2 protein-coding genes (1 of these 2 running past the window's edge) are annotated in these 24,563 nt (G+C 68.1%); both read left to right on the forward strand.

From position 1 onward, the window contains the following. Entirely contained in the window at positions 1-16,557 is a 16,557-nt protein-coding gene (locus A5781_RS08945) for a non-ribosomal peptide synthetase (protein WP_067203883.1), read from the forward strand. Beyond that, positions 16,554-24,563: the 5' end (the start) of a non-ribosomal peptide synthetase gene (locus A5781_RS25840; protein WP_067203884.1), read on the forward strand. The gene runs 8,601 nt beyond the window's last position; only the first 8,010 of its 16,611 coding nucleotides appear in the window; its start codon is at positions 16,554-16,556; its stop codon lies beyond the right edge, outside the window. The genes A5781_RS08945 and A5781_RS25840 overlap by 4 nt, the downstream gene beginning before the upstream one ends.

Consider the following 24,563-nt stretch of genomic DNA (forward strand, 5'->3'; position numbering starts at 1 on the left):
ATGGAACGTGACGACCGGGCGCTCCCGCTGACGCCCGGGCAGTTGGACATTTGGCTCGCGCAGGAGACGGGCCGCTTCACTGCGGAGTGGCAGCTTGGACTCTTCGCGAAAATCGAGGGCCGGTTACAGCTAGAGCCCTTCGAGTGGGCGATCCGCCGGGCGCTGCAGGAGGCTGAACCGGTCCGGGCAACGTTTTTTGAAGACCAGGGCCAGGTCTTCCAGACGACGATTGATGATCCGAAACTCGACCTGATTTTCCATGACCTGACCGGGTCGCATCGTCCCCTGCAACAGGCCTACGAGATAGCCGCGTCCATTCAGCGCACGCCGATGCCGCTCACGGGACCGCTGTTCAGGTTCGCGCTATTTCAGACACGGCCCGACGAATGCTATTGGTTCACGTGCTGCCACCACATCGTCGTGGACGCATCGGGCATTGCGCTGGTCGGCCACCGGATCGCCACCCTCTACTCGGCCGTTGTCGCGGGCGCGTCCATGCCACCTCCGTTCTTCGGCTCGCTCGAGGACTTGGTCAGGTGCGAGGCAGCGTACGAAGCGTCGGCCGATTATCAAGAGGATCAGGCGTATTGGGCACATAACCTGCCTCCGGAAAGCGGATTCGAGCACTGGCTGCAGTGCGATGCGAGCGAGCCCGGCGCTTCTCGATCCTCCGCGCCGGTTCGCCTGGACCCGGTGGTCCTGCGCCGGATCCAAGAGTCGGCACAGGTGCGCGAAATGCCCCGATCGTCGGTTATCACCGCGGCGTGCGCGCTGCTGGTACACGGCTGGTGCGCCCAAGGCCCTGAGGTGGCAATCGACTTCCCGGTAAGCAGGCGAGTCGATCCGGAGTCGAAGACCCTCCCCGGGGTTTTTTCCGGGGTCGTGCCGCTGGTCGTGACGGTAGCACCGGACGCTACGGTCGCCGATTTCTGTCGGCATGTTGACCGCCGGATTCGGGAAGCGCTGCAACACCAGCGGTTTCCGGTGCAAGCCCTGGAACGCAAGGCCCGCATCCCCGGCCGGAGCCAGCGGGCCCACAGGGTGAGCGTCAACTTTCTTCCGTCCGCATTCACCTTGGACTTCGGCGGACTGCCGGCTTCGGCGTCATTCACCAATTCTGGCCTGACGGACGGCTTCGGGTTGTTCTTCTCTGCCGCCGGTGACGAACTTCTGTTCGGCACGGAGGGCACCGGCCAACCATTTCCGACGCTCGGCGTCACGGACCTGGCGGAGCGCCTGCAAGAGGTCTTGCTGGCGATGACGGCCGACCCGGGCCGGCGGCTCTCCTCGATCGATCCGTTCGGCGCCGACGAATACGGCCGACTCGATGAGTCGGGAAACCGCGCGGTGCTCACACAGGCGTCCGCCCAACCGGTTTCGATTCCCGAGTCATTCGCCGCGCAGGTAGAGCGCGCACCCGGGGCGGTGGCAGTGCGGTTCGCGGGCCGGTCGATGACCTACGGGGAGCTCGATCAGGCTGCGAATCGCCTGGCGCACCTGCTGACTGAACATGGCGCGGGCCCGGGCGAGTGTGTCGCGTTGCTGTTCAACCGTTCCCCTGAGGCCGTCGTCGCGATGTTGGCGGTACTCAAGAGCGGCGCGGCATACCTGCCGATCGATCCGCAACATCCACGTTCCCGCATCGAGTTCATGCTGAACGACGCCACCCCGATCGCCGTCTTGACCACCGCGGAACTCCGGTCGCGGCTGGACCGGTGCAACCAGGTGGTCATCGACGTCACGGACCCCGCTGCCGACGCCCGACCCAGCACCGCGTTGCCGCTGCCCTCACCCGATGACATCGCGTACATCATCTACACCTCGGGCACCACCGGCGTGCCGAAAGGTGTTGCAATCAACCACCACAACGTGACCCAGCTGCTGGCGTCGCTGAACTCGCAGGGCCAAGTGTGGGCGCAGTGGCATTCGTTGGCCTTCGACGCTTCGGTTGAAGAAATCTGGAGCGCCCTATTGTTCGGCGGCCGGTTGGTGATCGTGCCCGAGTCGATGGCGGGCTCACCGGAAGACCTGCACACACTGCTGCTCACCGAACAGGTCAGCGTCCTGAGCCAAACCCCCTCAGCAGTCGAAGGATTGTCCCCCGAACGTTTAGGATCTGCGGCGCTACTGGTGGCCGGTGAGGCTTGCCCCGCCGAGACCGTCGATCGTTGGGCGCCTGGGCGGGTCATGGTCAACGGCTACGGCCCCACCGAGACCACAGTGTGCGCGTCGAGGAGTGCACCGCTGACCGCCGGAACGGGCGCGCCGCCGATCGGCGCGCCGGTGCCCGGAGCGGCGTTGTTCGTCCTCGACGCGTGGTTACGTCCGGTGCCCGCCGACGTGGTCGGCGAGTTGTACATCGCCGGGCGCGGTGTGGGAGTGGGGTACTGGCGCCGGGCCGAGCTGAGCGCGTCGCGATACGTGGCCTGCCGGTTCGGGCCGCCGGGAACGCGTATGTATCGGACCGGGGATCTGGTGCGCTGGCGCCGCGACGGCCAGCTCGATTACCTCGGGCGCGCTGACGAGCAGGTCAAGCTCCGCGGCTACCGCATCGAACTCGGCGAAATTCAGGCCGCCCTGGCGGCACTGGATGGCGTGCAACGGGCCGCGGTGATCATGCGCGAGGACCGTCCCGGCGACAAGCGATTGATCGGCTACCTCACCGAAACCGAAGCTGGGGCTGTCGATCCCGCTGCCGCGCGGGCGGCGTTGGCCGAGCGGCTACCCGGATATATGGTGCCCGCGGCCCTCATGGTGTTGCAGTCAATGCCGTTGACGATCAACGGCAAACTCGACACCCGCGCCCTGCCGGCACCCGAATACGGCGACGCCGATCGATACCGGGCCCCCACCAACCCCACCGAGGAGATCCTAACCGGCATCTACGCCCAGGTGCTCGGGGCGGAGCGGGTCGGCGTCGACGAGTCGTTCTTCGACCTGGGCGGGGATTCACTGTCGGCGATGCGCCTGGTCGCCGCCATCAATAAGTCGATGGATGCCGGGCTCTCGCTGCGCACGTTCTTCGACGCGCCCACGGTCGCGCTGCTGGCACCCCGGCTCAATGGAGATGCGGCCAAGCGCGAGCCATTGCTGGCCGGCGAGCGTCCCGCCAGGGTTCCGTTGTCGTTCGCCCAGAGGCGACTGTGGTTCCTCGAGCAATTGCAGGGCGGCACAACCACATACAACATGCCGACCGCTTTCCGAATCGGCGGGCCACTGAACTTCGAGGCTCTTTGTGCGGCGCTCGACGACGTCGTCGCCCGGCACGAACCCCTGCGCACCGTTTTTCCCGACCTCGACGGCGTGCCCTTCCAGCGGGTGCTGCCGCCCCAGAGCCGGATGTGGCAACGCGGCGATACCGCGATAGTGCCGCTGGCTGAGCAGGATGTGGCCGGCGAGTTGACGTCGCTGGCCGGTCATCGATTCGACCTGTCGACCGAGATCCCGATCCGTGTGCAGATCTATTCGCTCGACCCCGAGCGGTATGTGGTGGGAATCGTGGTGCACCATATCGCCTTTGACGGGCTGTCACTGGCTCCGATGGTGCGAGACATCACCGCGGCGTACGGGGCGCGGCAGCGGGGCCTTGCTCCGGGTTGGGTTGGGCTGCCGGTCCAATACGTGGATTACACGTTGTGGCAGCGGGCCCACTTCGGCGACCTCGATGACGCCGATAGCCCGATCGCCACACAGCTGGCGTATTGGGAGGATGCGCTGGCCGGGATGCCCGAGCGCGTGGAGTTGCCCACGGATCGGGCGTATCCGCCGGTCGCCGATCAGCGTGGGGCCACTGTGGCGGTGGATTGGCCCGCGGAGTTGCAGCAGCGGGTGCGGGCTGTCGCCCGCGAATGCAACGCGACCAGTTTCATGGTGATGCAGGCCGGATTGGCCGTCTTGTTGTCGCGACTCGGCTCGACTTCGGATGTGGCGCTCGGCTTTCCGATCGCCGGCCGTGACGACCCCGCGCTCGACGATTTGGTCGGATTCTTCGTCAACACCCTGGCGCTGCGGGTGAACCTGACCGGTGACCCCACGGTGGCCGAGCTGCTGGCCCAGGTCCGGCTGAAAGGGCTTGCCGCTCTCGAGCATCGGGATGTGCCTTTCGAGGTGCTCGTCGAGCGGCTGAATCCGGCGCGGTCGCTGACCCATCATCCGTTGGTGCAGGTGATGCTGGCCTGGCAGAACCTGCCGGGAAGCACAGGTGACCCGGGCGCCGGGTTGGCGTTGGGTGATTTGGAGGTCGCGCAGCTGCCGATCGCCACTCACACCGCCCGCATGGATCTGACGTTCAACTTGGCCGAGCGCTTCACCGATGCCGGTGAGCCGGCAGGGATTTCGGGAGCCGTGGAGTTCCGCACCGACGTCTTCGAGCCCGGCACCGTCATCGCCTTGGTCGGCCGGTTGCAGCGGGTGCTGGCTGCCATGACCGCCGACACGCGGGCGGCGTTGTCGTCGATCGAGGTGCTCGACTCCGATGAGGCCGCGCGGCTCGACGTGCTCGGCCACCGCGCGGTGTTGGCCCGGCCGGCGGAGGCGGTCTCGATCCCCGCGTTGTTCGCAGAGCAGGTGGCGCGCGCCCCGGAGGCGGTGGCGCTGCGCTGCGGGCCGCGCTCCTGGACCTACCGCGAACTCGACGAGGCCTCAAACCGGTTGGCTCACCTGCTCGTCGAATATGGTGCTGGTCCGGGCGAGAATGTAGCGCTGCTGTTCGCCCGCTCGGCCGAGGCCATCGTCGCGATCCTGGCCGTGCTCAAGACCGGGGCGGCCTACCTGCCGATCGACCCCGCGGTCCCCGATGAGCGGATTGCCTTCCTGCGCAAGGACGCCGCACCGGTCGTGTCGATGACCACCGCCGCGCTGCGTCACCGCTTGGGCGAGTGCGACCCGGTGGTCCTCGAGGTCGATGATCCCCGCATTGACGGCCAACCCAGCACTGGTCTACCGGCCGCGGCGGCAGCAGGTGTCGCGCACATCATCTACACCTCGGGCACCACCGGAGTGCCCAAAGGCGTTGCGGTCAGCCACCACAACGTCACCCGGCTGTTCGACGCCCTGCAGGTCGGAATCAGGCTGGGGCCCGAGCAGGTGTGGACCCAATGTCACTCCTACGCCTTCGACTTCTCGGTGTGGGAGATCTGGGGCGCCCTGCTGTTCGGCGGTCGGCTGGTGGTGGTGCCCGACGAGGTGACCCGCTCCCCCGACGACCTGCACGCGCTGCTGATCGCCGAACAGGTCACCGTGTTCAGTCAAACCCCCTCCGCGCTCGCGGCGCTGTCACCGCACGGGTTGGAGGCGGTCGCGCTGATGGCCGCCGGGGAGGCGTGCCCACCGGAGGTGGTGGACCGATGGGCCCCGGGCCGGCTGATGCTCAACGGGTACGGCCCTACCGAGACCACCGTCTACGCCACCATCAGCGCCCCACTCACTCCCGACCGTGCGGCCGTTCCCATCGGCGTGCCGGTGCCCGGGGCGGCGCTGTTCGTGCTCGATCCATGGCTGCACCCGGTGCCGCCCGGGGTCGTCGGCGAACTGTATGTGGCCGGCCGCGGTGTCGGCATCGGCTATATCAACCGGGCGGGGTTGACGGCGTCGCGATTTCTGGCCTGCCCCTTCGGGCCGCCGGGAACACGAATGTATCGCAGCGGGGATCTGGTCCGGTGGGCCTCCGATGGACAACTCGACTACCTCGGCCGTGCCGACCAGCAGGTCAAAATCCGCGGCTACCGCATCGAACTCGGCGAAATCCAGGCCGCGCTCGCCGCTCTCGAGGGCGTTGAGCACGCCGCGGTCATCACCCGCGAAGACCGCCCGGGCGACAGGCGGCTGGTCGGCTACATCACCGAAACCCGCCCCGGCACAGTCGATCCTGCCACCGCGCGCGCCGCACTGGCCGACCGGCTCCCCGGCTTCATGGTGCCCGCAGCGATCGTGGCGGTGGACGCGCTGCCCATCACGGTCAACGGCAAGCTCGACGCCCGCGCCCTACCCGCGCCCGACTACACCACCGAGCACTACCGCGCTCCGACCACACCGGTCGAAGAAATTCTGGCCGCCATCTACGCCCAGGTGCTCGGCATCGAGCGGGTCGGCATCGACGACTCCTTCTTCGACCTCGGCGGCGACAGCATCTTGTCGATGCAAGTGGTGGCCCACGCCCGTGCGGCCGGGCTGAGCTGTCGCCCCCGTGACATCTTCGTCGAACAAACCGTGGCCCGGTTGGCCCGCATCGCCGGAGTCACCGACGGGCACGACACGGTCATCGATGAGGGTATCGGGCCGATCAGGCCCACCCCGATCATCCGCTGGCTGTTCGACATCGACGGCCCCGTCGACCAGTTCAACCAAACGATGGTGCTCCAAGCGCCGCCCGGCGTCACGCCTACCGACGTGCTCGCCGTCCTGCAAGCTTTGATCGACCACCACCCCGTGTTGCGGCTCCGAGTCGACGGGGACGGCCCCGAGGGACGCACGCTGACCGTCCCCGAGATCGGGGTCGTCGACGCCGGTGAGTGCCTGCGCACGGTCGACGTGTTGAGCGATGAGGAGCTTGCCCGGGCCCGGTCGGAGCTCAGCCCCGCCGCCGGAGCCATGCTCGGCGCGCTGTGGGTGTCCAGCACCGGTCAAATGGTGCTGATCATCCACCACCTGGCCGTCGACGCGGTGTCGTGGCGGATTTTGTTGGAGGACTTCAACATTGCCTGGGCCCAACGCCACCGCGGCCAACCCATCAGCCTGCCCGCCGGCGGCACCTCATACCGGCGCTGGGCCGAAATCCTCGAGCAACACGCCCACACCCCGGCGGTCAGCGAGCAGGCCGACACGTGGAAACACATCACCAGCGCCGCTGCCGGCCTCCCCCGCCCCCAACCGCAAGACACCCATACCAGCGCCGGGCACCTGACGGTCTCGCTGGACACCGAGACCACCCGCCGACTGCTCACCGACGTTCCCGCGGCGTTTCACGCGGGCATCCACGAGATCTTGCTGATCGCCTACGCACTGGCCTGGACCGAATTCCTCGGCACCGGCGACGGCCCCCTTGGCATCGACGTCGAAGGTCACGGCCGCCACGACGACCTGGTCGACGACGTCGACCTGTCGCGCACGGTTGGCTGGTTCACCACCAAATACCCCGTGGCACTGAACGTCGGCGACCTGCGGTGGCAGCACGTCACATCCGGCGACGCGGCGCTGGGCTCAATTGTCAAGCGCATCAAGGAACAACTGCGTGCCGTACCCCATCCCCTGAGCTACGGACTGCTGCGATACCTCAACACCGACACCGATCTGGCCGGGCCCGACCCCACCATCGGATTCAACTACCTCGGACGCCTGGGCGCCCCACCCAACGCCCATATCTCTGGCGACCAGTGGCGGGTCGACCAGGGCAGCCTGGCGGTCGCCGGCGCTGCCGCCGAGGTGCCGATGCCCCTGTCCCACACCACCGAACTCAACGCCGCCACCATCGACACCGACACCGGCCCACAACTCAACGCCACGTGGACCTGGGCGCCCTCGGCGCTCGATGACACCCAGGTCGACCGGCTCGGCCGGCTCTGGTTTGACGCCCTCACCGGCATCTGCGCCCACGTCCAGAATGGCGGCGGCGGGCTGACCCCCTCCGACATCGCTCCCGCCCGGCTCACCCAACACCAAATCGACGAGTTGCAAGCACAATACGACATCGCCGACATCTTGCCGCTCACCCCCTTGCAGGAGGGACTGCTGTTCCACACCGCTCCCGATCTGGGTGACCTGTATGCGATGCAGCTCGATATCACCGTCACCGGGCCACTGGACCCCCACCGGCTGCACGACGCCGTACAAACCGTCATCAGGCGACACCCCAACCTGGCCGCCCGCTACTGCCCGCAATTCGACGAACCCGTGCAGATCATTCCTGTCGACCCTGAAATACCCTGGCAGTACCTCGAATACGAAGCTGAAGTCGACGAGGGCGCCGGGCGACTCCGAGCCGCGGAACGCGCCGCGGTCTGCGGCCTCACCGGCGGCGCGTCGACCTTCCGGGTGGCGTTGATCCGCACCGCCGAAGACGAGCACCGCATAGTGTTGACTTTCCACCACATCGTGCTCGACGGCTGGTCGCTACCAATACTGTTGCAAGAGATCTTCGCCAGCTACCAGGGCCGGCAGCTGCCGCCGGCCACCCCCTATCGCCGGTTCGTCACCTGGCTGGCCGAGCGAGACCTCGATGCCGCCAGGGCGGCCTGGCACAACACACTGGCGGGCTTCGACACTCCCACGCTCGTCGGCCCGCCGGCCCGAATCAAGCCCGGCACCAAGGCCACCAGTGCATTTGCGATGACCGAGTCCACCACGTCGGCGTTGAACGAGCTGGCGCGTTCCCAGCACACCACCGTCAACACCGTCCTGCAGGCAGCATGGGCGCAACTGCTGATGGGCATGACCAGCCAGCGCGACATCGTCTTCGGCACCGCCGTTTCCGGGCGGCCCGTCGAGCTGGCCGGCGCCGACACCATGGTGGGGCTGCTGATCAACACCGTTCCGGTGCGGGCCACCATCACACCGGCCACCACCACCGCCGGCCTACTGGGCCAACTCCATGCCGTGCACAACCACACCCTCGACCATCAACACCTGGCGCTGAACGAGATTCACCGCACGACCGGTCACGACCAACTCTTCGACACCCTGTTCGTCTACGAGAACTACCCGATCGGCGTCACCACGCTGGCGGGCGCGGGCGGGCTGGCGATTACCGAGTTCACCGGCCACGAGGCCAACCATTACCCACTGACCATGCAGGCCACGCCCGGCCCCGAACTGAGCTTCCGGATCGAGTACGACACCGGTGTATTCGACGCCGAAAGCATTGACACGCTCATCGACCGGCTGCGACGGATCATCGCGGCGATGATCGCTGATCCGCAACTCCCATTGTCGGCGATCGACCTGCTCGACGCCGATGAGCGCAACCGCCTCGACGACATGGGCAACCGGGCGGCTCTGGCCGGAGCCGCACCTGCGCAGGTGTCGATCCCGGAACTCTTCGCCGGCCAGGTGGCCCGCTCGCCGCAGGCGGTGGCCATCAGTTGCGCGGGCCGGTCGTTGACCTATCGGGACCTCGACGAGGCGTCGAATCACGTGGCGCATTCGCTGTCTGGCCTCGGCGCCGGCCCCGGCGCGCGGGTGGCGCTGCTGTTGGAACGCTCCGCCGAAGCTGTCATCACCATGCTCGCGGTCCTCAAGACCGGGGCGGCGTACCTGGCGATCGATCCGGCCCTGCCCGACGAGCGGATCGGATTCATGTTGGGTGACGCCGCGCCGATCATCGCGGTCACCACCACCGCCCTGCGCCCACGGTTGGCCGGTCACGCCCTCGCCGTCATCGATATCACCGACGACCGCACGACCGCTCAACCCCGCTCCACCCTTCGGGCACCCGCCGCGGACGATATCGCCTACCTCATTTACACGTCGGGCACCACGGGCATGCCCAAAGGGGTTGCGATCAGCCATCGCAACCTGGCCCACCTGGTGGAGTCAGCGTCGGCCCACCTACCCGCGGAGCAGGTGTGGACGCAGTGTCACTCCTATGCGTTCGACTTCTCCGTGTGGGAGATCTGGGCCGCCCTACTCGGCGGCGGGCGCCTGGTCGTGGTGCCCGACCAGGTGATCAGATCACCGGACGACTTGCGCGCCCTGCTCATCGCCGAGCGCGTCACCGTGCTCACCCAAACGCCGTCGGCGGCCGCGGCGCTCTCCCCGCAAGGGCTGGAGTCGGTGGCGCTGCTGCTCGGCGGCGAGGCCTGCCCGCCCGAGCTGGTGGACCGGTGGGCCCCGGGGCGGGTGGTGATCAACGCCTACGGTCCCACCGAAACCACCGTCTACGCAACGCTCACCGCCCCATTGGCGGCCGGTTCGGGGACCGTCCCCATCGGGGCACCGGTATCCACAGCGGCATTGTTCGTCCTCGACGAGTGGTTGCACCCGGTGCCGCCCGGAGTGGTCGGCGAACTCTACGTGGCCGGACGCGGCGTCGGCGTCGGCTATATCGGCCGGCCCGGCCTGACCGCAGCACGGTTCGTGCCATGCCCCTACGGCGGGCCCGGCGCGCGGATGTACCGCAGCGGTGACCTGGTGCGCTGGGGACCCGACGGGCAACTGTGTTACCTCGGCCGCGCCGACGAACAGGTCAAAATCCGCGGCTATCGAATCGAACTGGGCGAAATCCAGGCCGCGTTGGCCGAACTCGACGGCGTCGAACAGGCTACGGTCATCACCCGCGAGGACCGCCCCGGCGACAAACGACTGATCGGATACGTCGTCGAAACCGCCTCCGGCACTGTCGATCCCGTCGCGGCGCGCGCCGCGTTGGCCGAGCGGCTGCCCGGTCACATGGTTCCCCAGGCGATCGTGGCGCTCAACGCGCTGCCGCTGACGGTCAACGGCAAGCTCGACACCCGGGCCCTGCCCCCGCCCGACTACGCCCCCGAGCACTACCGCGCCCCCGCCACCGCCGCTGAGGAGATCCTGACCGGCATCTACGCCCAGGTGCTGGGCGTCGAACGCGTCGGTGCCGACGACTCGTTCTTCGACCTGGGCGGGGACTCGCTGTCGGCGATGCGTTTGATCGCCGCCGTCAACACCGGGCTGGACGCGGACCTCGCCGTGCACGAATTGTTCGACGCGCCAACGGTTGCGCAGCTGGCGTCGCGCCTCGACGGCGAGGCCCATCGCCGTGAGCCCTTGCGGGCGTGGCGGCGCCCGGCGATGATCCCGCTCTCGTTCACCCAGAACCGGCTGTGGGTTCTCGACCAGTTGCAGGGTTCCTCCGCGGTTTACAACATTCCGGTGGCCCTCGAGCTGCGCGGCCCGCTCGACGCCGACGCGCTCGGCGCAGCACTGGCCGACGTGGTGGCCCGGCACGAAACCTTGCGCACGATATTTCCCGCACTGGATGGGGTACCGCAGCAACTCGTCATCTCCGCCGAGCGGGCGGTTTTCGGTTGGGAAGTCATCGATGCCACCGGATGGCCGCCGGCCCGACTCGACGAGGCAGTCGACGAGGCGGCGCGTCATCCCTTTGTCCTGGAGACCGACATCCCCCTGCGGGCGAAGCTTTTCCGTGTCACCGACGAGATGCACGTGCTGGTGTGCGCGGTGCACCACATCGCCTTCGATGGGTGGTCGGTGGTGCCGATGATCCGCGACATCGGCGAGGCCTATGCCAGCCGATGCGACGGGCGAGCCCCGGGCTGGCCTGAATTGCCTCTGCAATACGTGGATTACACGCTGTGGCAGCGGGCGCAGTTCGGTGCGCTCGACGACGGCCACAGCCGGATCGCCGGCCAGCTGAAGTACTGGGAAGACGCCCTGGCCGACCTGCCCGAGCGCCTGGAATTACCGACGGATCGGCCCTATCCCTCGGTCGCGGATCAGCGTGGCGCCAAAGTGGCCGTGGACTGGCCGGCCGAACTGCAGCGACGCATACGCGAAGTGGCCCGCGACTTCAACGCGACCGGTTTCATGGTGGTGCAGACCGCCCTGGCGGTACTGCTGTCTCGGCTCAGTGCGAGTTCCGATGTGGCCGTGGGATTTCCGATCGCCGGGCGTGGTGACCCCGGGCTCGATGACCTGGTGGGATTCTTCGTCAACACGTTGGTGTTGCGGGTCGACGTGGCCGGCGACCCAACCGCCGCCGAGTTGCTGGCCCAAGTTCGCCGGCGCAGCCTGCTGGCCTTCGAGCATCAAGACGTGCCGTTCGAGGTGCTCGTCGAGCGGCTCAACCCCACCCGGTCGCTGAGCCATCATCCGCTGGTTCAGGTGGCGTTGGCGTGGCAGAACCTGCCCGGGCACGCCAGCGACCCCGCCGCCGTGCCGGCGTTGGGTGATGTGCAGGTTACCGAGCGTCCCCTGGACGCCCACAGTGCCCGCATGGACCTGACCTTCTCGCTGTCCGAACACTGGACCGACGACAATGCGCCCGACGGCATCCGAGGCGCGGTTGAATTCCGCACGGACGTGTTCGACCCCGACAGCATCACCACTCTTGTCGAGCGGTTCCAGCGCATCCTGGTGGCGATGACCGCCGATCCCCGGGCGCGGTTGTCGACGATCGATGTGTTGGACGCGGACGAGCACGCCCGTCTGGACAAGACGGGTAACCGGGCAATCCTGACCCGGCCGGCGCCCGAGCCGGTCTCCATACCGGCCCTGTTTGCCGCCCACGCGACGCGCACCCCCGACGCGGTCGCGATCAGCGACGGGGGGCGCCGCTGCACCTACCGCGAATTGGACGCGGCATCAAACCGGTTGGCGCACTTCCTGACCAGGAACGGCGCAGGCCCCGGCGAGCGCGTGGCGCTGCTGTTCTCCCGCTCGGCCGAGGCCATCATCGCGATCTTGGCGGTGCTCAAGACCGGGGCGGCTTATCTGCCCCTCGACCCCGCGCTACCGGCGGGCCGGATCGATTTCATGCTCGCCGATGCCGCGCCGATCGCCGCGATCACCACCGCGGCCCTGCGCTCGCGGCTGGATGGGCACCAGTTGACCGTCCTCGACGTGGAAGACGTTGCCGTGGACACGCAACCAAGCACACCGCTGCCTGTGGCCGCCCCCGACGACATCGCGTATCTCATCTACACCTCAGGGACCACCGGTGTGCCGAAAGGTGTTGCCATCACTCATCACAACGTCACGCAGTTGCTGGCCTCATTGGATGCCGGCCTGCCGCCGACAGGCGTTTGGCCGCAGTGTCATTCCCTGGCCTTCGACGTCTCGGTGTGGGAGATCTTCGGCGCCCTGTTGCGTGGCGGGCAAGTGGTGGTGGTGAACGAAGATGTGGCCACGTCACCGGCCGACTTCCACGATGCGCTGGTGACCGGGGAAGTCGATGTGCTCACCCAAACCCCCTCCGCGGTGGGTGTGTTGTCACCCGAAGGCCTGGAGTCGGCGGCTCTGGTGGTGGTCGGTGAGGCTTGCGCCCCCGAAGTGGTCGATCAATGGGCGCCCGGGCGAGTGATGATCAACGCCTACGGCCCGACCGAGACGACGATGTGTGTCGCGATCAGTGCGCCATTGACCGCCGGATCGGGGACGGTGCCCATCGGCGCCCCGGTGCCCGGGGCGGCGTTGTTCGTCCTCGACGAGTCGTTGCTTCAGGTACCGCCGGGGGTGGTCGGCGAGCTGTACATCGCCGGACGCGGCGTCGGCGTCGGTTATCTGCGCCGGGCGGGGCTGACCGCCGCCCGATTTGTGGCCTGCCCCTTCGGAGGCCCCGGGGCACGCATGTATCGCACCGGGGATCTGGTGCGGTTGGGCCGCGACGGGCAACTGCACTACCTCGGACGCGCCGACCAACAAGTCAAGATCCGCGGTTATCGCGTCGAACTCGGCGAAATCCAGATGGCGCTGGCCGCTCTCGACGGCGTCGACCACGCGGCCGTCGTCGCACGCGAAGATCATCCCGGCGACAAACGACTGGTCGGCTATATCACCGGCACCGCCGAGCCGGTCGCCGTCCGTACCGCCCTGGCTGAGCGGCTGCCGGGCTACATGGTGCCCGCCGCCGTTGTCGCATTGGACGCGCTGCCCTTGACGGCCAACAAGAAGCTCGACACCCGCGCCCTTCCGGCACCCGACTATTCCAATGTCGATAACTACCGTCCCCCGACCGACGCCGTCGAGGAAATCCTTGCGGGCATCTACGCGCAAGTCCTGGGACTCGAGCGGGTAGGAGTCGACGACTCCTTCTTCGACCTTGGCGGCGACAGCATTTCGTCGATGCAAGTGGTCGCCCGCGCCCGCGCAGCCGGACTCGTGTGCCGCCCGCGCGACATCTTCGTCGAACAGACCGTTGCACGACTGGCCCGCGTCGCCCACGTCACCGAGGGTCTGGAAGCCGCCGCGGATGAGGGCATCGGCCCCCTACCGGCCACCCCGATCATGCATTGGCTGCACGACATCGACGGCCCCGTGGATCAGTTCAACCAAACGATGGTGCTACAGGCGCCGCCCGGGGTCACCCAGGCCGACGTGGTGGTGGTCCTGCAAGCCCTGCTGGACCATCACGCCATGCTGCGGCTGCACGTCGCCGAGGGCGATGCCGGCGAGTGGCCACTGACCGCGCGCGAGGCTGGTGCGGTGGATGCCGGCGGCTGCCTGTACGCCGTCGATGTGTTGACCGACGGTGCGGTGGCCGACGCCCGGGCGGGGCTGAGCCCCGCCGGCGGGAGAATGCTCAGCGCGCTGTGGGTGGCCGACACCGGCCAGCTGGCGCTGATCATCCACCATCTTGCCGTCGATGCGGTGTCCTGGCGAATCCTCTTGGAGGACATCAACATCGCCTGGGCTCAACACGCCGGTGGTCAGCTGGTCGCACTGCCCTCGGGCGGAACGTCCTTCCAGCGGTGGGCATCGCTGCTCGCCGAGCACGCCGACCAGCCCGCGGTTTTGGACCAGGCCGAGAGCTGGCAACGGGTGGCGGCGACGCAGGCCGCCCTGACACCACCCAAACCCGAGACTGATACCTACGCGAGCGCGGGGCATCTGACGGTTTCCCTGGACACCGAGACCACCCGCCTACTGCTCGGTGCGGTACCCGCGGCCTTTCACGCCGGCATCCAAGACATCCTGTTGATCGCCTTCGGCTTGGCCTGGACCGAGTTTTCGGGCTCGGAGGGTGGCGGGCCTATCGGAATCGATGTCGAGGGCCATGGCCGTTACGAGGACCTCGCCCCTGATGTCGACCTGTCCCGCACCGTGGGCTGGTTCACCACCAAGTACCCGGTGGCGCTGGCAGTCGACGGGCTGCACTGGGCCCAGCTGGTGGCCGGTGACGCTGCAGTCGGCCCAATCGTCAAGCGGGCCAAGGAACAGCTTCGCGCCCTGCCCGACGCCATAACCTACGGCCTGCTGCGCTACCTCAACCGAGATGTCGTACTCCCCGAATCCGACCCGACGATCGGGTTCAATTACTTCGGGCGGCTCGGCGCGGCCGAGGACTCCGCCGAACTGTGGCAGATCAGCCGAGACGGTCTCGCGGTCTCCACCTCCGCCGCGGCGGTGCCCATGCCGCTGGCTCACACACTGGAACTCAACGCCAGCGCAGTCGACACGGCCACCGGCCCTCACCTGCATGCCGACTGGACCTGGGCCCCTTCGGCGCTCGATCACACCCAGGTCGCCCGGCTCAGCCAGCTGTGGTTCGACGCGCTGACCGGCATCTGTGTCCACGTCCAACGCGGGGGCGGCGGCATGACCCCCTCCGATGTCTTCCCCGCCCACCTCACCCAAAAGCAGATCGACGAGCTGCAGCAGCATCACCGAATCGCCGACATCCTGCCGCTCACCCCACTCCAGCAGGGATTGCTGTTCCACTCCGCCCGACAGAACAGCGACAACGACCTGTACGCAATGCAACTCGACATCACCGTCGCCGGCCCGCTCCACCCCGATCGCCTGCACGACGCCGTGGACGCCGTCATCGCCCGACACCCCCACCTGGCCGCCCGATTCTGCAGTCAATTCGACCAGCCGGTCCAAGTCATCCCCGCCGATCCGCAATCTATGTGGCAATTCCTCGAATTCGAGACCGATGTCGACGAGCAAGTCCGGCGGATATGCGCCGCGGAGCGCGCCGCGGTGTGCGACCTCAGGGGCTCGCCGGCTTTTCGCGTTGCTCTGCTCCGTACCGGGCCGGAACGGCATCGGGTCATCCTGACCAATCACCACATTGTGCTCGACGGCTGGTCGTTGCCGATCCTGCTGCAAGAGATCTTCGCCAGTTATTACGGCCAGCGACTGCCGGCCGCCGGGTCGTATCGCCGGTTCGTCACGTGGCTCGCCGAGCGAGACCTGGCCGCCGCCCAGGCGGCCTGGCGTGACGTGCTGGCCGGTTTCGACATTCCCACACTCGTCGGACCGCCGGGCCGGTCAAAGCTGGGACCGCGAGGCATTGCCTCGGCCCGGGTTCCGGAGGCCACCACCCAGGCCGTGAACGAGCTGGCCCGGTCCTGTCGCACCACCGTGAACACGGTGCTTCAGGGCGCCTGGGCGCAGGTGCTGATGTCGATGACCGGCCGGCGCGACGTCGTCTTCGGCGCGGCGGTCTCGGGACGGCCCACTGAGGTGGCCGATGCGGAATCCATTGTGGGACTGATGATCAACACGGTTCCGGTGCGGGCCACCATCAGACCGGAGACCACTATCGCCGACCTGCTCGACCAGCTCCAGAGTGCCCACAACCACACCCTCGACCACCAACATCTGGCGCTCAACGAAATTCACCGCATCACCGGGCACGACCAGCTGTTCGACACGCTGTTTGTGTTTGAGAACTACCCCATCGACACCACCGCGCTGTTGAACAACAACGGATTGGCCATCACCGAATTCGCCGGCACCGAATCCAGCCATTACCCGCTGACGATGCAGGCCCGGCCCGACCGCGAATTGAACCTTCGCGTCGAATACGACAGCCACGTGTTCGATGCGGCCGCCATCGAATCATTGATCGAGCGCTTCCAGCGGGCGTTGGTGGCGATGACCACCGATCTGGGCGGCCAATCGTGACCACCAATCCAACACGGCGGCTGTTGTCCATCGATCTCCTCAACGAGTCTGAGCACGCACACCTGGATGAGTGGAGCAACCGCGCGATATTGGCCAAGCCCTCGGCGCCGGTGTCGATTCCGGCGCTGTTCTCCGCCCAGGTGGAGCGCGCGCCCGAGGCGGTGGCGGTCACCTTCGAGGGCCGCTCAATGACGTACGGCGAACTCGACCAGGCGTCGAACCGGCTGGCGCACTTGCTGGTTGGATATGGCGCCGGCCCGGGTGCGTGCGTGGCAGTGCTGTTCCCCCGGTCCGCCGAGGCGATTGTGGCGATCCTGGCGATACTCAAAACCGGTGCGGCGTATCTGCCGATCGATCCGGTGGTGCCCGCCTCCCGCATCGAATTCATGGTCGCCGACGCCGCACCCATGGCGGCGGTCACCACCGCAGCGCAGGCCGGGCGGCTGCACGGATGTGAGCTGGCCGTCGTCGAGATCGACGACCCAGCCATCGACACCCAACCGGGCACCCCGCTGCCGGCCCCGGCCCCGGACGACATCGCCCACATCATCTACACATCGGGCACCACCGGTGTCCCGAAAGGCGTTGCGGTTAACCACCACAACGTCACCCGGCTGTTCGACTCACTCGACGTCGGGCTGGAACTGACTCCGGCACAAGTGTGGAGCCAGTGCCACTCTTACGCGTTCGACTTCTCGGTGTGGGAGATCTGGGGCGCGCTGCTGTTCGGCGGGCGGCTGGTCGTGGTGCCCGAGGCGGTGGCCGGCGCACCGTCGGACTTCCACGCCCTGCTCGTCACCGAACACGTCACCGTCTTGAGCCAGACCCCCTCAGCGGCAGCCGCCCTCTCCCCCGAGGGATTGGAGTCGGTGGCACTGATGGCCGCGGGTGAGGCCTGCCCCGCCGACCTGGTCGACCGCTGGGCACCCGGTCGCGTGATGATCAATGGCTACGGCCCAACCGAAACCACCGTCTACGCCACGATCAGCGCCCCGCTCAGCACCGATTCGACAGTGGTGCCCATCGGGACACCGGTACCGGGGGCGGCGCTGTTCGTCCTCGACGAGTTGCTGCACCCGGTGCCGCCCGGAGCGGTCGGCGAACTCTACGTCGCCGGCCAGGGCGTCGGGGTTGGGTATGTGCGCCGGGCCGGGCTGACCGCGTCACGGTTCGTTCCCTGTCCCTTCGGCGGAGCGGGGACGCGGATGTATCGCACCGGGGATCTGGTGCGGTGGGGCCCCGATGGGCAACTGCAGTATCTGGGTCGCGCCGACCAACAGGTCAAGATCCGTGGCTACCGCATCGAACTCGGTGAGATCCAGGCCGCCCTGAGGGCACTGGACGGCGTCGACCAGGCCGCGGTCATCGCGCGCGAAGACCGCCCCGGCGACAAACGGCTGGTCGGCTACATCACCGGGACCGCCGACCCGGCCACCGCGCGTGCCGCGCTGGCCGAGCGGTTGCCGAGCTACATGGTGCCCGCGGCGATCGTGATGTTGCCGGCACTCCCCTTGACGGTCAACGGGAAACTCGACACCCGCGCCCTGCCGGTGCCGGAATACCAAGATGCCGAACACTATCGCGCCCCGACCAACGCGGTCGAAGAGATCTTGGCCGGCATCTACGCACAAGTCCTCGGGCTCAATCGGGTCGGCGTCGACGACTCGTTTTTCGACCTGGGCGGGAATTCGGTGTCCGCGATGCGTCTGGTCGCCGCGATCAGCACCGCGCTGGACGCCGACCTCGACGTGCACACCTTGTTCGACTTTCCCACCATCGCCCAGCTGGCGCCCCGCATCGGCGACGAGGCAGGGCGGCGCAAGCCGTTGGTGGCTGTCGAGCGCCCGGCGGTGGTGCCGTTGTCTTTCGCCCAGAATCGGTTGTGGTTCCTCGACCAGTTGCTCGGCCCCTCAGCGGTTTACAACATGGCGGTGGCATTGCGGTTGTGCGGGCACCTTGATGTCGACGCGCTGGGTGCGGCGCTGGTCGACGTGATCGCACGCCATGAGAGCCTGCGCACGCTGATTGCCGCGCCCGACGGCATACCCCAGCAGCGGGTTGCGTCCGTCGAGCGGGCCGACTTGGGCTGGGAGATCGTCGACGCCGCCGCATGGTCGCCGGGCCGGCTGAGTGAGGCCATCGAGCACGCGGCACGACACACGTTTGACCTGGCAACCGAGATACCGCTGCGGGCAAGGCTTTTCCGTGTCGCCAGCGATGAACACGTGTTGGTCGGCGTGGTCCACCACATCGCCGCCGACGGCTGGTCGATCACCCCGCTGTTGCGTGATCTGGCCATGGCGTATGCCAGCCGGAGCGCGGGGCGGCCTCCGGGCTGGGCTGAATTGCCGGTGCAGTACGTGGATTACACGTTGTGGCAACGCGAACGTTTCGGCGATCTCGACGACGGCAACAGCCCCATCGCCGGGCAGCTGGCCTACTGGCAGGATGCCCTGGCCGGGATGCCCGAATTCCTGCAGCTGCCAACCGATCGGCCCTATCCGCCGGTGGCCGATCTGCGCGGCTCCAAGGCCGACGTGGACTGGCCGGCGGAGCTTCAACAACGAGTGCGCCAACTCGCCGGTGAGCACAATGCGACCAGCTTCATGGTGGTTCAGACCGCCTTGACAGTGCTGCTGTCCGCGCTCAGCGCGAGTTCCGATGTGGCGGTGGGGTTCCCGATCGCCGGGCGTGGCGATCCCGCGCTCGACGAGTTGGTCGGGTTCTTCGTCAACACCCTGGTGTTGCGGGTCGATCTGGCCGGAGATCCCAGCTTCGGCGAACTGCTGGGCCAGGTGCGCCGGCGCAGCCTCGCCGCCTACGATCACCAAGACGTGCCCTTCGAGGTGCTGGTCGAGCGGCTCAACCCAACCCGGTCCTTGGCCCATCACCCCCTGGTCCAGGTGATGCTGTCCTGGCAGAACCTTTCCGGGCACGAAAACCACGACCCCGCCGCCGGATTGGCGTTGGGCGATGTGCGAGCCACCCAGGTGCCGGTGAACACCCACACCGCCCGCATGGACCTGTCGTTCTCCCTTGCCGAACGCTTCACCGAGGCGGGCGAGCCCGCCGGCATCGGCGGTGCGGTCGAATTCCGCAGCGACTTGTTCGACACGGCAACCGTCGCCGCACTCATCGAGCGGTTCGAACGCGTGTTGGACGCGATGACCGCCGACCCGGACCAGCGGTTGTCGTCGCTGGACGTGCTGGATGCCGCCGAGCATGCCCGGTTGGACGAGCTCGGCAACCGGGCGGCCTTGACCGAGCCGACGCCCGCGCCCATGTCCGTTCCGGAGCTGTTCGCCGGCCACGTGGCCGGCGCGCCGCAGGCGGTCGCGATCCGCTGCGGCGGCCGTTCACTGACCTATCGGGAACTCGACGAGGCCGCCAACCGGTTGGCGCACCGGTTGACCGCAGACGGGGTGGGGCCGGGCTCGTGTGTGGCGCTCTTATTGGAGCGATCCGCGCAGGCGGTCGCGACGATGCTGGCGGTACTCAAGTCCGGGGCAACGTATCTGGCGATCGACCCTGCGCTGCCCGACGCCCGGATCGAGTTCATGATCGCCGATGCCGCGCCGGTCGCCGCTGTCACCACCGCGGGCCTGCGGTCGCGACTGGACGGGTACAACATGTCGGTCATCGACGCGGACGACCCGGCTGTGGACGGCCAACCCGGCACCGCGCCGCCGGCGCCCGACCCGGACGACATCGCCTACCTCATCTACACATCGGGCACTACCGGCGTCCCCAAAGGTGTTGCCATCAGCCATCGCAACCTGACCCACTTGGCGCAGTCAGGGCCCCCGGGCCTGCCCGGCGCCCAGGTCTGGACCCAATGCCACTCTTATGCCTTCGACTTCTCGGTGTGGGAAATCTGGGCCGCGCTGCTCGGCGGCGGGCGGCTGGTCGTCGTGCCCGACGAGGTGGCCGCCTCGCCGGAGGACTTCCACGCCCTGCTGGTCGACGAAGAGGTGAACGTGCTCACCCAGACCCCGTCCGCGGCGGCCGCGCTCGCACCGCAGGGGCTGGATTCGGTGGCGCTGCTGCTGGGTGGTGAGGCCGTCCCCGCCGAGGTGGTGGATCGCTGGGCACCCGGACGGGTGGTGATCAACGCCTACGGTCCGACCGAGGCGACGGTGTACGCGTCGATGAGCCGGCCGCTGGCAGCGGGGTCGGGGGCGGCGCCGATCGGCGGCCCGGTGGCCACCGCGGCGTTGTTCGTCCTCGACGAATGGCTGCGCCCCGCGCCGCCGGGGGTGGTCGGCGAGTTGTATGTGGCCGGCCGCGGCGTGGGGGTCGGGTATGCGCGCCGGGCCGGGTTGACCGCGTCACGATTTGTCCCCTGCCCCTTCGGCGAACCGGGGACACGGATGTATCGCACCGGCGACCTCGTGCGGTGGGGTCCCGACGGGCAGCTGCGCTACCTCGGACGCGCCGACGATCAGGTGAAGATCCGCGGGTACCGCATCGAACTCGGCGAGATCCAAACGGCGCTGGCCGGGCTGGACGGTGTGGAGCAGGCGGTGGTGATCGCCCGCGAGGACCGTCCCGGCGACAAACGCCTGGTCGGCTACATCACCGGAACGGCGGGCCCCGCCGAGGCGCGCGCCCAGCTGGCTCAGCGGCTCCCGGCCTATATGGTTCCCGCCGCGGTGGTTCGCGTCGACGCACTGCCGTTGACGGTCAACAACAAACTCGACACTCGCGCCCTGCCGGCACCGGGGTACGGGGACGTCGATCATTACCGCGCGCCGACCAACGCGGTCGAGGAGGTCCTGGCCGGCATCTACGCCCAGGTGCTCGGGCTAAAGCGGGTGGGGGTTGATGAGTCGTTCTTCGACCTGGGCGGGGACAGCATCTTGTCGATGCAGGTGGTGGCCCAGGCGCGGGCGGCCGGGCTGACGTGTCGGCCGCGCGACATCTTCGTCGAGCAGACCGTGGCCCGGCTGGCCCGGGTGGCCGCGGTGGCCGGCGTCGAAGCCGTTCCGGTCGATGAGGGCGTCGGGCCGGTGCCGGCCACCCCGATCATGCGCTGGCTTTACACCGTGGCCGGGCCGATCGACCAGTTCAACCAGACGATGGTGGTCCAGGCACCCGCCGGGGTCACCGAGGCCGACGTGGTGATCGTTCTTCAGGCGTTGCTGGACCGGCACGCCATGCTGCGGCTACGCGCCGGCACCGACGATGCCGGCGACCTGTCGCTCCACGTGCCCGAGCCGGGTTCGGCCGACTCCGACGCTTGCCTGCAGATCGTCGACGCGCTCTCCGACGAGGCGCTGGCAGACACCCGGTCACGGTTGAACCCGGCTGACGGGGCAATGGTCCGCGCACTATGGGCGACCGCCACCGGCCAGTTGGCGCTGGTCATTCACCACCTGGCCATCGACGCGGTGTCCTGGCGAATCCTGTTGGAGGACTTGAACATCGCGTGGGGTCAGCATCGCAGCGGGCAACCGATCGCGCTGCCGGCGGCCGGGACATCGTTTGCCCGCTGGGCCGCACTGCTCGACGAGCGCGCCCACGCCCCCGCAGTCGTCAACCAGGCCGACCGCTGGCGAAAGGTGTTGGCGCTCCCGGCCGCGCTGCCGCCGGTACAACCCGAGGTGGATACCTATGCCGGCGCCGGGCACCTGACGGCAAGACTGGATGCCGAGACGACCCGCCTGCTGCTGGGCGAGGTGCCCGCGGCGTTTCACACCGGCATCACCGACATCCTGCTGATCGCCTTCGGCATGGCCTGGGCCGAATACTTCGGCGCCGACGGTGGCGCACCCATCGGCATCGACGTTGAAGGCCACGGGCGCCACGACGACCTGTTCCCCGACGTCGACCTGTCGCGCGCGGTGGGCTGGTTCACCACCAAATACCCGGTCTCCCTGGCGGCCGCGGGGCTGCGCTGGGCTCAGGTCGTGGGCGGTGACTCGGCCCTGGGTGCCGTGATCAAAGACGCCAAAGAACAGCTCCGCGCCCTGCCCGACGGCCTGACCTTCGGGCTGCTGCGTTACCTCAACGCCGACATCGACATGCCCGGTTCAGATCCGGCGATCGGGTTCAACTATTTGGGCCGGATGGGCGCGGGCGCCGCCGACCTCCCTGACGAGCTGTGGCGCGTCAGCCAGGACGGCCTGTCGGTCGCCGCCGCGACCACCGTGCCGATGCCCTTGGGACACACCGTTGAAGTCAACGCCGTCGCCTTGGAAGACGATGACACCGGCGCCGGGCCACACCTGCACGCGACCTGGACGTGGGCCCCTTCGGCACTCGACCACGGCCAGGTCAGCCGGCTCAGCCGGCTGTGGTTCGACGCCCTGGCCGGCATCTGCGCGCACGTCCAACGCGGCGGCGGCGGACTCACGCCCTCCGATATCGTCCCCGCCCGACTCAGCCAACCGCAGATCGACGAGCTGCAGCAGCGGTACCGGATCGCCGATGTCTTGCCGTTGACTCCCCTGCAGCAGGGACTGCACTTTCACGCCGGCGCCACCGGCGGCTGCGACGACCTGTACGCGATGCAGCTGGACATCACCGTCACCGGCCCGCTGGATCCGCATCGCCTGCACGATGCCGTACACGCGGTCATCAACCGCCACCCCAACCTGGCCGCCCGGTTCTGCGACGAATTCGGCGCACCGGTGCAAATCATTCCGGCCGACCCCACGCCGGCGTTTCAGTTTTTCGAACTGGGCTCCGAGGAGCAGGTCCAGCAGGTGTGTGCCGCCGAACGCGCCGCGGTCTGCGACCTCGCCCAGCCGCCGGCTTTTCGGGTGGCTTTGATCCGCACCGCCGAAGGCCGGCACCGGGTCGTCCTGACCAATCACCACATCGTGCTCGACGGCTGGTCCCTGCCGATCCTGTTGGGGGAGATCTTCGCCGGCTACTACGGACAGCGACTCCCCGCGGCCACGCCGTATCGCCGGTTCGTCGGCTGGCTGGCCGATCGGGACCTGGAGGCCGCCCGCGCGGCCTGGCGCGATGTGCTGGCCGGCTTCGATACCCCCACCTTGGTGGCTCCACCTCGCCGATCGGGGCTCGGGCGGCGCGGCGTGACCGCGTCGCGGTTGCCCGGGGAGACCACCCGGGCACTGACCGACCTGGCGCGCTCGTGTCACACCACCGTCAACACCGTGCTGCAGGCGGCGTGGGCGCAGCTGCTGATGGGGCTGACCGGCCACCATGACGTCACCTTCGGCACCGCGGTATCCGGCCGGCCGACCGACGTGCCCGGCGCGGAAACGATGGTCGGTCTGTTGATCAACACGGTGCCGGTGCGCGCGACCATCACCCCGGCCACCAGCACCGTCGACCTGCTCGACCAACTGCGCAACGACCACAACCACACGCTCGAACACCAACACCTGGCGCTTACCGAGATCCACCGCGCCACCGGCCACGACCAACTCTTCGACACCCTGTTCGTCTACGAGAACTACCCGATCGACACCGCCGCGTCGTTGGATGTCCGCGAGCTGGCCATCACCGACGTCGCCACCCGCGAATCCACCCACTACCCGCTGACGCTGCAGGCCATGCCGGGCGACCAATTGGGCCTGCGCATCGAATTCGACACCGACGTCTTCGACGCCGCCGGCATCGAAGCGCTGAGCGCGCGGTTGCGGCGGGTGCTGGTGGCCATGACCGCCGATCCGACGGCTCGGTTGTCGTCGACGGATTTGCTCGATGCCGACGAACACGCGCTCCTCGATGAGATCGGCAACCGCGCGGTATTGACCCAGCCCGCGACGCCGGTGTCGATTCCGGGCCTGTTCGCCGCGCAGGCGGCGCGCACACCCGAGGCGGTGGCGGTCACCTTCGACGGCCGCGAGATGACGTACCGCGATCTTGATCTGGCGTCAAACCGCCTGGCGCACTTGCTGATCGAACACGGTGTAGGACCCGGCCAGTGTGTGGCGCTGCTGTTCAACCGGTGCGCCGACGCGATCATCGCGATCCTGGCAACGCTGAAGGCAGGCGGGGCCTATTTGCCGATCGACCCGGCGCACCCGCCG

The sequence above is a fragment of the Mycobacterium sp. 852002-30065_SCH5024008 genome (assembly GCF_001665645.1).
Taxonomy (GTDB): Bacteria; Actinomycetota; Actinomycetes; order Mycobacteriales; family Mycobacteriaceae; genus Mycobacterium; species Mycobacterium paraffinicum.